The sequence below is a fragment of the Gemmatimonadota bacterium genome (assembly GCA_026387915.1).
In the GTDB taxonomy this organism is placed as follows: domain Bacteria; phylum Gemmatimonadota; class Gemmatimonadetes; order Gemmatimonadales; family Gemmatimonadaceae; genus Fen-1231.
The window spans coordinates 46,636-60,777 of sequence record JAPLKS010000004.1 but is presented as its reverse complement, the minus strand read 5'-3'; the positions used below and the strand labels follow the sequence as shown (position 1 = coordinate 60,777).

Sequence of the window (14,142 nt, the reverse complement as noted above, 5' to 3'; positions counted from 1 at the left end):
TTGGTTCGCTGGCTCCGGTGCCTCGCGCACCGCACGCACCGCACGCACCGCACGCACCGCACGCACCGCACGCACCGCACGCACCGCACGCACCTCCCGCCCGCTGAGTCACGCGGGCCTGCGTTTCACTAGAATACGCGTATGACTATTTCCACCGTGAACCCCAACACGGGCGCGCTCGTGCGTGAGTTCGCCGCGCACTCGCCGGCCGATGTCAACCGCGCGCTCGACACCGCATACGCCGCAGCCGCCAGTTGGCGCCGCGAGCCCGTGGCGCGCCGCACGGCCGTGCTCACGCGCCTCGCCGAGTTACTCGACCGCGACCGCGAAGCCCTGGCCGCGCTCGCCACACTCGAGATGGGCAAAACGGTGCAGTCCGCTCGCGACGAAGTCGCCAAGTGCGCCGCCGCATGCCGCCACTACGCCACGCATGCGCCGGCGATGATCGCTCCTGAAACGCAGTCGCTCGACGGTGCGAGCGCCACACTCCACTACGACCCACTCGGCGTGCTACTCGCCGTGATGCCGTGGAATTTTCCGTTCTGGCAAGTGGTGCGCGCCGCTGCGCCGGCCCTCGCGGCCGGCAATGTGGTGCTCCTCAAGCACGCGTCGAACGTGCCCCAGTGCGCGCTGGCACTTGACGCGATCTTTGCGGAAGCTGGCGCACCAACGGGCGTGTTTCAAACGCTCCTCGTGGAATCCGCGCGCGTCGCCGCGTTGATCGCTGATGCGCGCGTAGCGTGCGTCACGATCACCGGGAGTGAGGCTGCGGGTCGCGATGTGGCCGCGCACGCCGGCCGTGCGCTCAAGAAAATTGTGCTCGAACTCGGCGGGAGCGATCCGTGCGTGGTCCTGGCCGACGCGGACCTGCCGGCCGCCGTTGCCGCGGCGATTCGCTCGCGCATGATCAACAACGGCCAGAGTTGCATCGCGGCCAAACGGTTCATTGTCGTGGACGCCGTGGCCGATGAGTTCGAACGCCGCATGGTTGAGGGCGTGCGTGCCCTCCGCGTGGGTGACCCCATGCTGCCCACCACCGACGTGGGCCCACTGGCCACGGAACAGATTCGCCATGAGGTGGCCGACCAAGTCGCGCGCGCGGTAGCGGGCGGCGCGCACCTCGCGTGCGGCGGCCACACGCCGGAGGGCGCGGGATGGTTTTATGCGCCGACCGTACTCATCCGCGTCCCCGACGATTCCCCGGCACTCACGGAGGAAATCTTTGGGCCCGTCGCGCCGATCGTGCGGGCGCGCAATGTGGACGACGCCATCGCGCGGGCCAACGCCACGCGCTTCGGGCTCGGCGCCAGCGTGTGGACCACGAGCGCGGCACTCGCCGAACGGGCGTCCAACGAGATAGACGCCGGCATGGTGTTCATCAACTCGATCGTGGCGAGCGATCCGCGCTTTCCGTTCGGTGGTGTAAAGGCGAGCGGCTACGGGCGCGAAGTAGGGGTGCTCGGCCTGCGCGAGTTTGTGAACATCAAGACCGTGCGCGGCTCAGCCAAAGGGTGAACGGCGAACGGCGAACGGCGAACGGTGCGCCGTGTGTCGCAGCTCACCTGTTCGAGCCGCTCCCATGTTCGAGCCGATAGACGCTAGTCGTCGTCCGGCTGACCGCCGCGCCCCATTAAAGTCTGGAAGGCGCGCGTCACACGCGTGCCGAACGGCACTTGCGATGCGTCATGCAAGACGTCGAGCGACACGCGTTGCCATTGCGCCTGCATATCGGCGGCGTCCGCGAAGCGCGCATCGGGATCGGCCGAGAGCCCGCGCGCGAGCCACGCGCCGATGGCGGGGTGGAACGGTGTGATGTCGAGCGTGCCCGCGAGTTGCTGCGCCAGAATCGCGCGGCCATCCGGCCCACCAAACGGCGCGCGCCCAGCCAGCGCGAAGTAGACAATCGCGGCCACCGCAAACAGATCGGCCCCCACACCCTGTTGCTCGCCGAGCAGCTGTTCCGGTGGTGCGAAGGCCGGCGTGCCGCTTGAACCGGCCCACTCTTCGCCCATTGCGTTGGCAATGCCGAAGTCGGCAATGCGCCACTCGTGATAGCGATCGATCAGAATATTTTCGGGCTTCAAGTCGCGGTGCAGAATTCCGGCTTCATGCGCGACCTTGAGGCCGTCGAGCACATGACTCACATGTGGCGCCACTTCCGCGAGTGGCCGCGCGCCGAGTCGGCGCACGAGGTCGGCCACGGAGCCTTCGTCCTGCAGCTCCATCGAATACCAGTGCACGTCGCCCTTCTGGTCCCAGTCGTACACGGGGACGATTGCCGGGTGCTGCAGGCGCGCCGCCATCTGTGCTTCGCGGCGAAAGCGCGCCACGGCCTCGTCACTGCGCGCGACCGTGGGGTGCAACATCTTGAGCGCCACTTCGCGCTGGAGCGTGAGGTCGCGCACCCGCCACACCGACCCGAACGTACCAGCGCCGAGCGAGGAGAGCACTTCGTAGTCGTCACCCGTGGCCCAGCGCAAACGATCTTCTTCGCTGACGGCGCGGAACTCGCCCGAAGCAATTTCGACACCACCCAAGCCGGGCGTTCCGCTGCCGGACATTTTCTCTACCGCGCGCAGCAACGATGCCACAGAGTAAAAACGATCGGCGGGGTTCACCGCGAGCGCGCGGTCCAGCAGTTCCGCCACATTGCTCGGGCAATCCGGGCACACCCAGCGCACCGGAGGAATCTCGGTGCGCGGCGGCAGTTCACCGGTCAGAATAAAGAAGCAGCTCGCGGCGAGTTGCCACTGATCGGATTCCGGCGTCGGCTTCCACTCGCCCATCCCCCACTCACTGGGTTGCGGCGTGGACACGGCGGCCGGCTGCGCGCCCGGCGGAATTTCTCCAGCCGGCAACGCCCACTGCCAACCCAGCATCCAGACGCGCCCGGTGGGCGTGACGTACAACGAATCCGGCCCAATCGCGCCATGCGTCTGGCCGGCGTCGTGCAAGTACGCGACCGCCGAACCCGACGCGCGCAACACGCGCAACATGTACTGCACGGTCTCGGTGCCGAGGCGGAGAATGCGGGTGCCGACCGTTTCGCCTGTCACCCAGCGGCGCAAATATCCGGGGCCACGACGGCTCCCTTGATGCTGCTGCCAGTAGTGATAGGTGGTGGGCACCGCCGGATGATTGTGGTGTCCGAGCGCGCGCGCCTCGGCAAACAACCACGGCTCATGGGCCGGATCTGGCGCGGTAATGAGCGCGAGCGAACGTCCGAGCGAGTCGACGATCTCCTGCGCATGCCGGGCGTTGGCGTAGTAGCCGCCTGCGCCCCATCGCCAACCGGGCGGGAGCTGCCACAACTCCAGATGCGGGGGAACGCCCGTCGTGCGCGTGCCGTGCGCGGGTTCAGCGCTGCTCATCACGCGTGAAATCTGTCAGACCGGCGCGGCGGATACTAGTGTGATGCGAACCGTCGTGCCGGTGCCAAGTTCACTGCTCAGGGTGATGGTGCCGCCCCATCCCTCAATGAGCCGACGGCTAATGGCGAGGCCAAGCCCACTGCCGCTGGTGCGGGTGGAAAAGTGCGGCTCGAACACGCGCGGCAGCACATCGGCCGGAATGCCGCCGCCGTTATCCACCACGCGAATCAAGACCGGACGGCCAGCATTGCCGCCCTCCACCATCACGCGCACCTGCTGCGCGTCAGCGAGTCGAGCGTTTTCCAGCAAGTTGAGCAACACTTCGCGCAGTTCCGTCGGTCGCGCGAGCGCAAAGACGGGGCTCTCGGCTCCGTCGAGTGTCCACGTCACCGCGCCCGCGCCGAGCTTCTCGAGCTCTACCACGTCGTGCGCGGAAAGGGCCACATCCACGGGCACCGACGCAGCCGCCTCGCTCGGCACGGTGCCATACTGACTGAAGGCGCGGGCGATTTCGTCGAGCCGGTCGATTTCGCTCAGCAGGCGCGCGACGTTCTGCTCGAGCACCTCGTCGAAGTTCACGCGAGGCTCGTGACGCGCGCGCAACAGATGCTGCACACCAAGCCGCATGGGCGTGAGCGGATTCTTGATTTCGTGCGCGACTTGCCTCGCCATCTCGCCCCACGCGAGCACGCGCTGCGCCTTGGCTTCTTGCGCGCGCCCAGCTTCGAGATCGTGCGCCATGCGCCGGAATGCACTAAACACCGGCGCGAACTCGGCGGGGGGGTCGCCCTCGAGCATCGGTTCGCGTTCCCCGGCGGCCAGCGCGAGTGCGCCCCGTTGTAACGCACCGATGGGACGCGAGAACTGACGCGCGGCGCGCCCCGACAGCCAGAGCGCCGCAACCGCGCCGAGCAGCATGGCAAACAAAAGGTAGATGCCGAGGTCGCGCCGACGGCGGTCCAGCGCCAAATCGTCGGTACGAGCCGGCGCCCCGAGTACCAAACGCACGGCGGCGTCTGGCGCTGCGCGGAAGCCAAAGCGCACGGGCGACAATCCGACATCCACTTCCGTGCTGACCGCCGATTCATCGCCTTCCGCGAGGGCACGCGCCGCATCCGCCGGCAACAACCGCCCCGCCGGCGACAGCGCGGCGAGCACCGGATCGCTCGTGCCAACCATCACGCCGTTGGCGAACAAAAAGAGCGGCGTCTCAAATCGAACCGCGAGTCCGGTCAGTGTGGTGGTATCACCGGTGGCAGCGGCCACACCACGGAGCGTTTCACGCACGAGCAAATCGCGCGACTGCTGATCGTCGGTACGTAGACGACCATAACTCCACGCCACAAACGCGGTCGCGGGCAGCACAAAGAACGCGAAGAGCACCACCGTCAGTTGCGCGCGGTAACTGCGGAGCCAATGTCGCCGGTTGATGCGCACCCAACGACCGAGTGCGCCGTCGGCAAGAATCAACAGCACCCACAGGGCGCCGAGGAGCAGCAGGTTGAAGCAGACGAGCAGCGATCCGCGCGTGACCAACACTTCGTACCCACGCATTTCGACCCGCGCATGCACGCGGGCAATGCGCCCACCCGTCACGGGGACGAACCAGTCGCCGTGCATTTCACTGCCGCGACGCGTCCATTTCTCCCCCAGACTAATGTAGCTCGTCGGGTTCGTTTCACTCAGGGAAAGTGAATAGGGCGGCTCGGTGGTCGTCGGTTCGCCCACGCCCACGAGGGCGCCAAACGGATCGTGCGGCAGCAGCCGCGAGCGCGGGCCCACCACGACGGTGGTGACCGAACCGTCGCTGTGCGGTGCCGACAGCACGAGATTCACCGACGCTCCTGCTGGCGACGCTCGCATGATCGGCTGCGCCGCGCCGCGCGCCTCGCGCGCAAAGATGTCGAGCCCCGCGGGCTCCGATGTCCCCATGGAGACCCGCAGATCTGCCATGCGAACGCCGCGCGCGTCCCACGTGGTCACCTCCACGGGATAGTCGCCCGCCGAGAGATACGACGCAGCGTACTGGGCCAGCAGTTCCACGCGACTCTGCGCCGCTCGCGCGGGATCGAGTTGCGCGGTAAAGCCCTTGAGCAAGTTGGCAGCGGCGCTGTCCACCACCTGCAGTGCACCAACATCGCGTTCCGCCAGCAACACCCGCGCACGCACGGACTGCCCCCACGTGAGCGTCACGGCGCCACAGGCGGCAATGAAGGCGGTCGCGAGCATGGCGCCGCGCGTGCGACGCGAGAATGCGAGGACGCCAATCCCCAGCACCCAGAGCAGCGGGTACCAAGGAGGAAACCCTCCAGGAGCGTCAATGAGGAGGGGCGCCAACAGCGCCGACACCGACGCAATCAGCACCGCGACCCAGGGCGGCGCGCCACGACGATCACCGAGCGCGGCACGCCCCGCCGTAATGCCGGCGATCATCACCGACACGGCCGCGAGAAAGAGCACCGCTTCCCACCCGAGCCACAACGCCAGATTCGCACCGTTCTGCGGCACCTGCATTCCACGCGCGAGGTCGCGCAAAATGAACGGACCGATTCCCGCGACAAGTACCACCGCCACTAATGCCTGTGCCCGCGAGCGACGACCCACTCGGGCGCGCAACGTGGCCAACAGCGCCGTCAGAAGAATCGTGCTGGTCAGCGCGAGGGCGGCAATGCTGGCCGTGAACGGGCCACCGTCTGGGACGTAGTATGCGGCCGGATCGAAAAGCACCGACACGTTGGAGAACGACGTGAGCGGCACAATGGCGACACACGCCAACGCCACACCCAGCGCGCCGAGGCGCAACCGTACGTCACGCGTGGCGCGCCAAGAGGCCGAAAGCAGAAACCCAAGGGCAATCGCGAGCGCGAGCCCCCCGCGGACGCGTGCGCGCTCCACCACGCGCGCGCTCAGCACCTCGACCGAGGGCGCCACGCCGTGCACGCCCAGCAGCGGGACACCGCCCGCATTGAGAATCGCAAACGTATCCGCCGGCGACGACGCCGGATCGCGATACGCATAGCCGTCAATCTCGTGCGTCTGGGCCATCGCACGGTCGAGTGTTGGCGCGAGTTCATCGGCGGGTTTTTCGGCGTGGACGAGTGTGGCCGCAATCGCCCGTTCGTTCCCGCGTCCGGCAATCGCGTAAATGGCGAGGTAAAAGGGCGTGCCCACCACCCCCACTGGCCCGGCCAACGAGTCGAGCGGCACCATCATCCGTCCCGACCACGCCACTGGGGTGGCGATCCCCGGGCCGACGGCGCGCACCAGCACGACCGCGCGAGTTGGCGAGTCGCCTCGCAACTCGTCGAGAAAGCCAAACGCTGCGGCCGCACGCGGCGGAGCGTCGAGCGCGGCGTTCGCCAAGCGCTGCAGCTCACTCGTCTCCCGCTCCAACGCTGCTACGAGATCGGTCGTGGCTTTATGCTCGACCGCGATTCGCGTCCCCGCCGCATCCAGTGCGCCTGCTGACCGCGCCAAACGGTCCCGCTCCGCTACCCCCGCAATCACCAAAAAGACGGCGAGCGCCGTAACCAGCCCCACGCGGGGCCAGCTCCGCGGGAGGCGAGAGACCGCCACCACCGCGGAGACCGCAGCCACAAATGACACGCCAAGCGCCAGCGTGGACGGCGTGCGCAACCACGCCGCGCCTGCCAGCACGGCAACCGTGGCCGACACCCCCCACCAGAACGCGCGGCGCGTATTCACGGACTCATTATACCGCAGGCTCGCGCGCGCCGCGCCTTGGCTATCTTTCATCGATGCGTCGGATTGCAATCATCTTGCTTTGCGCCTGCCTTGCCCCTGCCGCTGGGGCCCAGGTGGTGACGGTGGACGAAGGCAGCTTTGCCCTCGTCCGTAATGGCGAGCGCGTTGGCCGCGAGGACTTCTCCATTCGGAGCGCTCCAGGCGCGGCGGGGCGGATGTTTGTGGCCCAGGGCACCGTCGTCACAGGGACCCATCGCGTGGCACCAGGGCTCAACGCCGACACCGCGGGCTTTCCCGTGCGGTATCAGGTCGAGGTGCGCGAGGATCGTGTGGTCACCGAGTCCTATGCGGGCCAGAGCGCCGGCAACCGCTATTCGTCGCGGTCCCAGCGGGACGACGGGGAGTCGGCCCGGGAGTATCGACTCCCAGCCGGTACGGTGGCGGCCGAAGACGGGGTGATCCATCACCTTTGGTTTGTCGTACGACGAGGCGCGGGCAGCCGTGTTCCGGTGCTCGCCCCACGTCGCGGCGCAGTGGACACCCTGCGAGTAGAACTCGTGGGGCCGGAACGGCTGACCATCGACGTTCGTGAGTTTGAGGCACGCCATTTCCGGGTACGGGGGGCGTCCGATGACTCAATTCGGGACATCTGGGTCGACCTGCAAGGCCGGTTACTCAAGGTCTCAATACCGTCCAACAAGTTTGTGGCGGTGCGCGAAGAAGGACCCCGGTAGCGACGGGCGGGAGTGCCAGTGCCCACCCCATCGGGAATGGACGATGCGGGGTATTGCAACTTCCTGAAACAGTTTAGCGGCATCAAGCGTAAGACCCTACGAATCTCAGCCAGGATCCATTTCCCATGCGAAAGCTGTGGAGTGCCGTACTTCTGCTCGCGACCGCCGGACCGCTCGCCGCTCAGGCGACGGCGTCGTTGTCGCTAGACGAAGCCATCGATCTCGCCAAAAAGAACAGCCCCATGGTGCTGACGTCGCGGAACAATCGCGCGCGCGCCGAGGCCAGTCTCAAGTCGGCGTACGGGGCGCTGCTGCCGAGCGCCAACTCGTCGCTCAGCACGAGCCTGCGCCAGGGTAAGCAACAGTACTTCAGCGGCGTGGCGTTTGGCGCCACGAGCGATGTGCTCAACTCATCGTGGGGGCTCGACCTGAGCGCTCGCCTGAGTGCTCGCACCCTCGCCAACATGCGCTCTGCGAAGGCCGCGCTCGACGCCTCGGAAAATGCGCTGAAGGCGGATGAGAACAGCATCCGTAGCACGATCATTCAGCAGTACAACCTCGCGCAGCAGATGCAGTCCCGAGCGGCGTTGCAAGACACGCTCGTCGCCAGCACACAGCTCCAGCTCGACTTGGCCCGCGCCAAGGCGGGGGTCGGCTCCGCCACGTCACTCGACGTGAAGCGCGCCGAAGTCGCGTTTGGACAGCAGCAGGTGGCAGCGCTCCGCGCCCACAATAGCGCGAACGTCGAGCGGCTTCGCCTCTTTCAAGCCATCAGCATCCCGGCGCCAGACGCGGTCACCCTGACGTCCAAGACGGCAGTCACGGAGCCGACCCTTGGCGTGCAGGAGTTGGTGACTGCGGCGCGTCAGTCGAACCCGACGGTGCTCGCCTCACGGTCGCAGGTCACGCAGGCCGAGAGCGAGCTCTCCGCCGCGCGCGGCGACTATCTCCCGTCGGTGGGCTTCAACGCCTCGGTGGGTGGATCGGCTCAGCAGTATCGCGATGGCAACTATTTGGTGAATCAGGCGCAGAACTCCGTCGCGAGCTCGCGCGCCAACTGCTTTAGCACCGATTCCCTGCGCCGCGGCGCCGGGCTCTCGGGCATTTCGTCGTGCGGCGCGATTGCACTGAGCGCCGCCGACGCCCAGAAGCTGCGCGACTCCAACAACCAGTTCCCTTTCGGCTTCACGCCCAACCCGTACAGCGTGTCGCTGTCGGTGTCGCTCCCGCTCTTCGACGGGTTCTCCCGCGAGCAGCGCGTGCAGGCGCAGACGCTCACCCGCAACGAGTCGCAGCAGCGGGTGCGGGCCTACGAACTGCAGCTGGTCACCGACATCACGTCGGCACACGGTACGTTGCTGGCCGACTATCGCACCGTGAAGTTGCTGGAGAACAACACGCAGGCCGCGCGCGACGCACTGCGCTTGGCCGAAGAGCGCTACCGCGTAGGGCTGAACAGCCTCGTCGACCTGCAACAGTCGCGGTCGGACTACGAAAGAGCGCAAACGGATTTGATCGACGCTAGCTTTGAATTCCACCGGGCGTACGCGGCGCTGGAAAATGCCGTCGGCCGCCCCCTTCGCTGACCGGGGACCGAGATGAGTAAGGGAATGAAGTACGGCATCTTCGCCGTCGCCGTGGCCGCGATTGGCGGCGTGGTGTTTGTCACCGCGCGCCAGAACAGCAACAAAGCCACGGAAGTCCGCGTCGAAGCCGTCGCAAAACGCGATCTCGTGGCGTCGGTGACGGCCAGTGGTCAGGTGCGCCCGCATACGAAGGTCGACCTCTCGTCCGACATCACGGGCAAGATCGTGAAGCTGTCCGTGCGTGAAGGCGACTGGGTGACGAAGGGGCAGTTCCTGCTCCAAATCGACCCCCAGGTGTTTGAGGCAGCCGTGCAGCGCGCCGAAGCGATGGCGTCCAACGCCAGAGCCGGGCTCGCGCAGGCGCAGGCCAGTCTGATCCAGTCGCAGAACAACTACCGTCGGTCACTAGAAATCCGGAAGAGCAATCCGAATCTCGTGGCCGAAGATCAAATCGAACAGCTCAAGACCGCCTCAGAAGTTGCCGCCGCACAGCTGGATGCGGCCAAGCACAATGTGGAGCAGGCCGAAGCCTCCGTGAAGGACTCCAAGCTGCAGCTGGGCAAGTCCACGATCTACGCCCCGATGACGGGACGCATCACGCGCCTCGTGGTGGAGAACGGCGAAACCGCCATTCAGGGCACCTTCAACAAGGACGCCGCCACCCTGCTCACCATCTCGGACATGAGCGTGCTCGAGACCAAGGTGAAGGTCGACGAAACCGACGTGAGCCGCATCCACCTCGGCGACTCCACGGTCGTGCAGCTCGACGCCTTCCCCGACACCACGTTCGTCGGCAAGGTGGTGGAGATCTCCAATAGCTCGGTCAAGGGCACAACCACGGCCACGGGCGATCAGGCGATCGACTACGAAGTGACCGTGCGCCTGCTCAATCCGCCCAAGGACACCAAGCCGGATTTCTCGGCCACGGCCAAGATTATCACCTCGTCCGTGACCCAGAAGCTCTCCATTCCGATCATCGCCCTGACGGTGCGCGAGAACGAAGCGCTGGCCAACACCGACACCGCGCAGCGCCCAGGCGCCAAACAGACAAACAGCAAGCAGGTGGGGAAGAAAGACGTCGAAGGCGTCTTTGTGGTGGGCGCGGACAACAAAGTGACCTTCCACCCCGTAAAGGTAGGGATCGCGGGCGAGAAACACTTTGAAGTGCTTTCGGGTCTGAAGGAAGGCGACCGCATTGTCGCCGGCACCTATCAGGCGATCCGCGAACTCAAGGACGGCACGCTCGTGCGCGAAGCCAAAGTTCCAGAAAAGAAGCCGGGGAGCACCAAGTCGTGAGCCAGCAAATGGAAGAAGTCGCACTCGGGATTACCGCCGAGCGTCAGGTCGTGATGTCGGCGGCCGGCATGGCACCAGGGAAAGACTGGGTCATCGTCTCGCGCGGTCTTAAGCGTGAATACGACATGGGTGGTGAAATCGTCCGCGCCTTGCGCGGCGTCGATCTCGCCATCCATCGCAATGAATACGTTGCCATCATGGGACCGTCGGGGTCGGGCAAGTCCACCCTGATGAACATGATCGGCTGTCTGGACACGCCAAACAGCGGCGAGTACTGGCTGAACGGCCAACTCGTGTCGACCATGAAGGACGACGAGCTGGCGCACGTGCGGAATAAGGAGATCGGCTTCGTCTTTCAGACGTTCAACCTGCTCCCCCGCGCCACGGCGTTGGCCAACGTGGAACTGCCGCTTGTGTACGCCGGTGTCTCGGGGAACGAACGCCGGGAACGTGCGGCGGCCGCCCTCGAGCGTGTGCAGCTCGGTTCGCGTATGACGCACCGACCGAACGAACTGTCCGGCGGCCAGCGTCAGCGTGTGGCGATCGCGCGCGCCTTGGTCAACGATCCTTCGATTCTTCTCGCCGACGAGCCGACCGGTAACCTCGACTCCACGACGTCAGAAGAAATTATGCGTGTGTTCGAGCAGCTGGCCGAAACCGGCCAGACGGTCATCATGGTGACGCACGAGCCCGACATCGCCGCGCATGCGCGTCGCGTGGTGGTGCTGCGCGACGGCCTCGTGGCCAGCGACGACAAGCGCGACACGTTCACCAAGTCCGTCGGGCTGGTCTGATCACAGGGCGAACGCTCAAACGGGCGTCGCCCGCGTGAGGCCACATTACTGCGGGGGATCCGGTGCTTCGCCGCGTCCCCCGCGCTGTTTCTCCACTCGCACCTCCCCCCGATTCCAGGTTGCACATGCTGTTCTTTGAAGCCGTCCGCATGGCGCTCAATACGATTCGCGTGCAGAAACTCAAGAGTTTCTTCACGGCGCTTGGCGTGTGCATCGGCGTGATGTTCCTCATTACCGTCGTGTCGATCGTGGACGGCATGGGGCGTTACATGGAAACGGAGTTGGTCGGCAAGCTCATTGCCGTGAACTCCTTCGAGCTCCGCCACCGCCCCAACTTCGGCGCGGGCGAAATGAGCCGCGAGGCACAGCAGGAGTTCAACCGCCGGCCGCGCCTCCTGGAGAGCGACGTGGAACCGGTCGCCGAAGCGCTCGGTGAAGGCTCGCTCTGGGCGATGTATTCCACCGACCAGCTCAAGGTGGAGTCGCCCTACTCGCGCCCGCGCTCGGCGAGCATTACGGCCATCGACGGCCAGTACTTTGAAATCAAGAAGCTCGACGTCACCGTTGGCCGCCGCTTTACCCCGGCCGAACTCTCCACGGGTGCCAGCGTCGTGATTCTCGGGCCGGACCTCGTGAAGCGCCTCTTCCCTACCGTGGCTCCAGTAGACCGGCAGATCAAGCTCGGCGGCAAGATGTATACGGTCGTGGGCGTGGGCGAGTCACTCGGCAGTGCGTTCGGCATGAGCTTCGACAACTATGTCTATGCACCGTTCCGCTCGCCGGTGCACCGGTTGCTCAACAAGCAACCACACGTCATCGACGGCATCATCATTCAGGTGCCGGTGGCCGACATGCTGGCCGACGGGCAAGAGCGCGTGCGCACCACTATGCGCGCGCGGCACCAACTGCACCCGGCGCAGAAGGATGACTTTACGCTCGAGACGTCCGACACCGCGCTCGAGTTCTGGAATAAAATCAAGCAGTATCTGATCCTCGCCGGCGTTGCGTTGCCAGCGATTGGCCTCGTGGTGGGCGCCATCGTCATTATGAATATCATGTTGGTGGCCGTCGCCGAACGCACGCACGAGATTGGCATTCGCAAGGCGATGGGCGCCAAGCGGCGCGACATCCTGATGCAGTTTCTGATTGAGTCGGCCACGCTGAGCACCTTTGGTGCCGCCATGGGGATTGCACTCGGCGCGTTGTTCGCATTGCTCATTCGTTCGACCACGCCGATGCCCACGTACGTGGCGCCGTGGTCGATTATGGTGGGCGTGTTGATTGGCGCCGGCGTGGGAATTATTTCGGGGGTGTACCCCGCGAGCCGCGCGTCGCTGCTCGATCCGGTGGCCGCGTTGCGGCAGGAGTAGCGCATGCGTTCAATGGATAAAATCAAAATGTCGCTCGAGGGCGTGTTCATTGCCTTCGATGCCATGAAAGCCAACAAGGTGCGCGCCGGTCTCACCATTCTCGGCGTGGCGGTGGGCGTGTTTGTCGTCGTCGTGATCTCGGCAGCGGTGCACGGCATCAACGAGAGCGTGGCGCAGCAGTTTCAGTCGGCTGGACCGACGACGTTCTTTGTGCAGCGCTACCCGATTGTGTTTGAGAACTGTCACGATTCGGGCGATGCGTGCACCTGGCGCTCGAACCCTCCGCTCGCGTACAGCGAAGCCGACATTCTCAAACGCCTGGAATCGGTGGAAGAAGTCGGCATTCGCTCCGGCTGGGGCGCGTCGGTCAAGTACCGAGATCGTGAACTGCCGATGGTGGGCATCACCGGCATTACCGCGAACTGGCCGCAGCTCAATCCGCCGGACATGATTGACGGGCGCGTCTTTACCGAGCAGGAGTCACGCGCGGCGGCTCCCGTGGTGGTGATCAATACCACCGCCGCGGAGCGGCTCTTCGGCGACGACGCCGCGCTCGGCAAGGAAATCACTCTTACGGCGTTGCAAGGCGCGAAGCGCGGAAGTCCCTTCCTCGTCATTGGCATTTACAAAGACAATGCGAGTTTTCTGCAGGGGGGAGAGCGTCCGGCGATCGTGACGTCGGTGTATGCGCTCAACCGTCGCCTTGGCTCCAATCCGCGGCAGAGTGCGTTCATCATCAAGCCGAACCCGGCGGTCCGTCAGGACCAGACCATCGACGATGTCACGGCGGCGTTGCGTGGCGCGCGTGGGCTCCGGCCGTCCCGCGAATCGAATTTTGCCATCACCACCCAAGACAAACTGTTCGACATCTACAACAAGGTGTTCGGCATGTTCTTCTTGGTGATGATCTCGCTGAGCTCCGTGGGATTGCTGGTCGGCGGCGTGGGCGTGGTGGCCATCATGATGATCTCGGTCACCGAGCGCACCCGTGAAATCGGCGTGCGGAAGGCGCTGGGCGCGACCCGCGGGATCATCCTCTGGCAGTTCCTCGTGGAGGCCGTGACGCTGACGGCCACGGGTGCGATGATCGGCTTGGCGGTGGGCTGGGCGGTGGCGCTGCTCATTCGGAGCACGACCCCCATTGCCGCCTCGGTGCCCCCGCTGGCCGTGGTGGCGGCGCTGGGGGCCAGCGCCTTCACGGGGGTCGTGTTTGGCATGCTGCCAGCGATTCGGGCCTCGCGTCTGGACCCTGTAACGGCGCTCCGGCACGAGTAACGGTCGCCCGC

9 protein-coding genes are annotated in these 14,142 nt (G+C 65.7%); 7 read left to right on the top strand and 2 right to left on the bottom strand.

The features are described 5' to 3' along the window. Positions 1 to 141 precede the first annotated feature (141 nt). Positions 142 to 1,515 (top strand): NAD-dependent succinate-semialdehyde dehydrogenase, encoded by a 1,374-nt coding sequence (locus tag NTZ43_00725; protein MCX5765732.1) that lies wholly within the window; start codon positions 142 to 144, stop codon positions 1,513 to 1,515. A gap of 83 nt (positions 1,516 to 1,598) precedes the next feature. On the opposite strand, the gene NTZ43_00720 is transcribed toward NTZ43_00725, so the two are convergent. Both NTZ43_00720 and NTZ43_00715 read right to left on the bottom strand, forming a co-directional pair. Next, positions 1,599 to 3,371, bottom strand: a complete 1,773-nt coding sequence (locus tag NTZ43_00720; protein ID MCX5765731.1) for a serine/threonine-protein kinase — start codon at positions 3,369 to 3,371, stop codon at positions 1,599 to 1,601. A gap of 15 nt (positions 3,372 to 3,386) precedes the next feature. Further along, a complete protein-coding gene (locus NTZ43_00715) occupies positions 3,387 to 7,127 on the bottom strand; it encodes a HAMP domain-containing sensor histidine kinase (protein ID MCX5765730.1) in 3,741 nt (1,246 codons plus the stop codon). Positions 7,128 to 7,129: 2 nt separating this feature from the next. Here NTZ43_00715 and NTZ43_00710 point away from each other — a divergent pair, with 2 nt between their 5' ends. The 6 genes from NTZ43_00710 (at position 7,130) to NTZ43_00685 (ending at position 14,131) form a co-directional block, all read left to right on the top strand. After that, on the top strand, positions 7,130 to 7,810 hold the full coding sequence (locus tag NTZ43_00710; GenBank protein ID MCX5765729.1) for a hypothetical protein: 681 nt from the start codon (positions 7,130 to 7,132) through the stop codon (positions 7,808 to 7,810). A 125-nt stretch (positions 7,811 to 7,935) separates the two neighbouring features. Continuing rightward, positions 7,936 to 9,396, top strand: a complete 1,461-nt coding sequence (locus NTZ43_00705) for a TolC family protein (protein ID MCX5765728.1) — start codon at positions 7,936 to 7,938, stop codon at positions 9,394 to 9,396. Between the two features lie 12 nt (positions 9,397 to 9,408). Then, positions 9,409 to 10,692: an efflux RND transporter periplasmic adaptor subunit gene (locus tag NTZ43_00700; protein ID MCX5765727.1), complete on the top strand. Its 1,284-nt coding sequence runs from the start codon at positions 9,409 to 9,411 to the stop codon at positions 10,690 to 10,692. Positions 10,693 to 10,817: 125 nt separating this feature from the next. Further along, positions 10,818 to 11,486 (top strand): ABC transporter ATP-binding protein, encoded by a 669-nt coding sequence (locus NTZ43_00695; protein MCX5765726.1) that lies wholly within the window; start codon positions 10,818 to 10,820, stop codon positions 11,484 to 11,486. A gap of 125 nt (positions 11,487 to 11,611) precedes the next feature. Beyond that, positions 11,612 to 12,856, top strand: a complete 1,245-nt coding sequence (locus NTZ43_00690) for an ABC transporter permease (protein MCX5765725.1) — start codon at positions 11,612 to 11,614, stop codon at positions 12,854 to 12,856. A gap of 12 nt (positions 12,857 to 12,868) precedes the next feature. Beyond that, positions 12,869 to 14,131 carry an ABC transporter permease gene (locus NTZ43_00685; GenBank protein MCX5765724.1) on the top strand — a complete coding sequence of 421 codons (1,263 nt, stop codon included), beginning with the start codon at positions 12,869 to 12,871 and terminating at the stop codon, positions 14,129 to 14,131. The last annotated feature ends 11 nt before the right edge of the window (positions 14,132 to 14,142 follow it).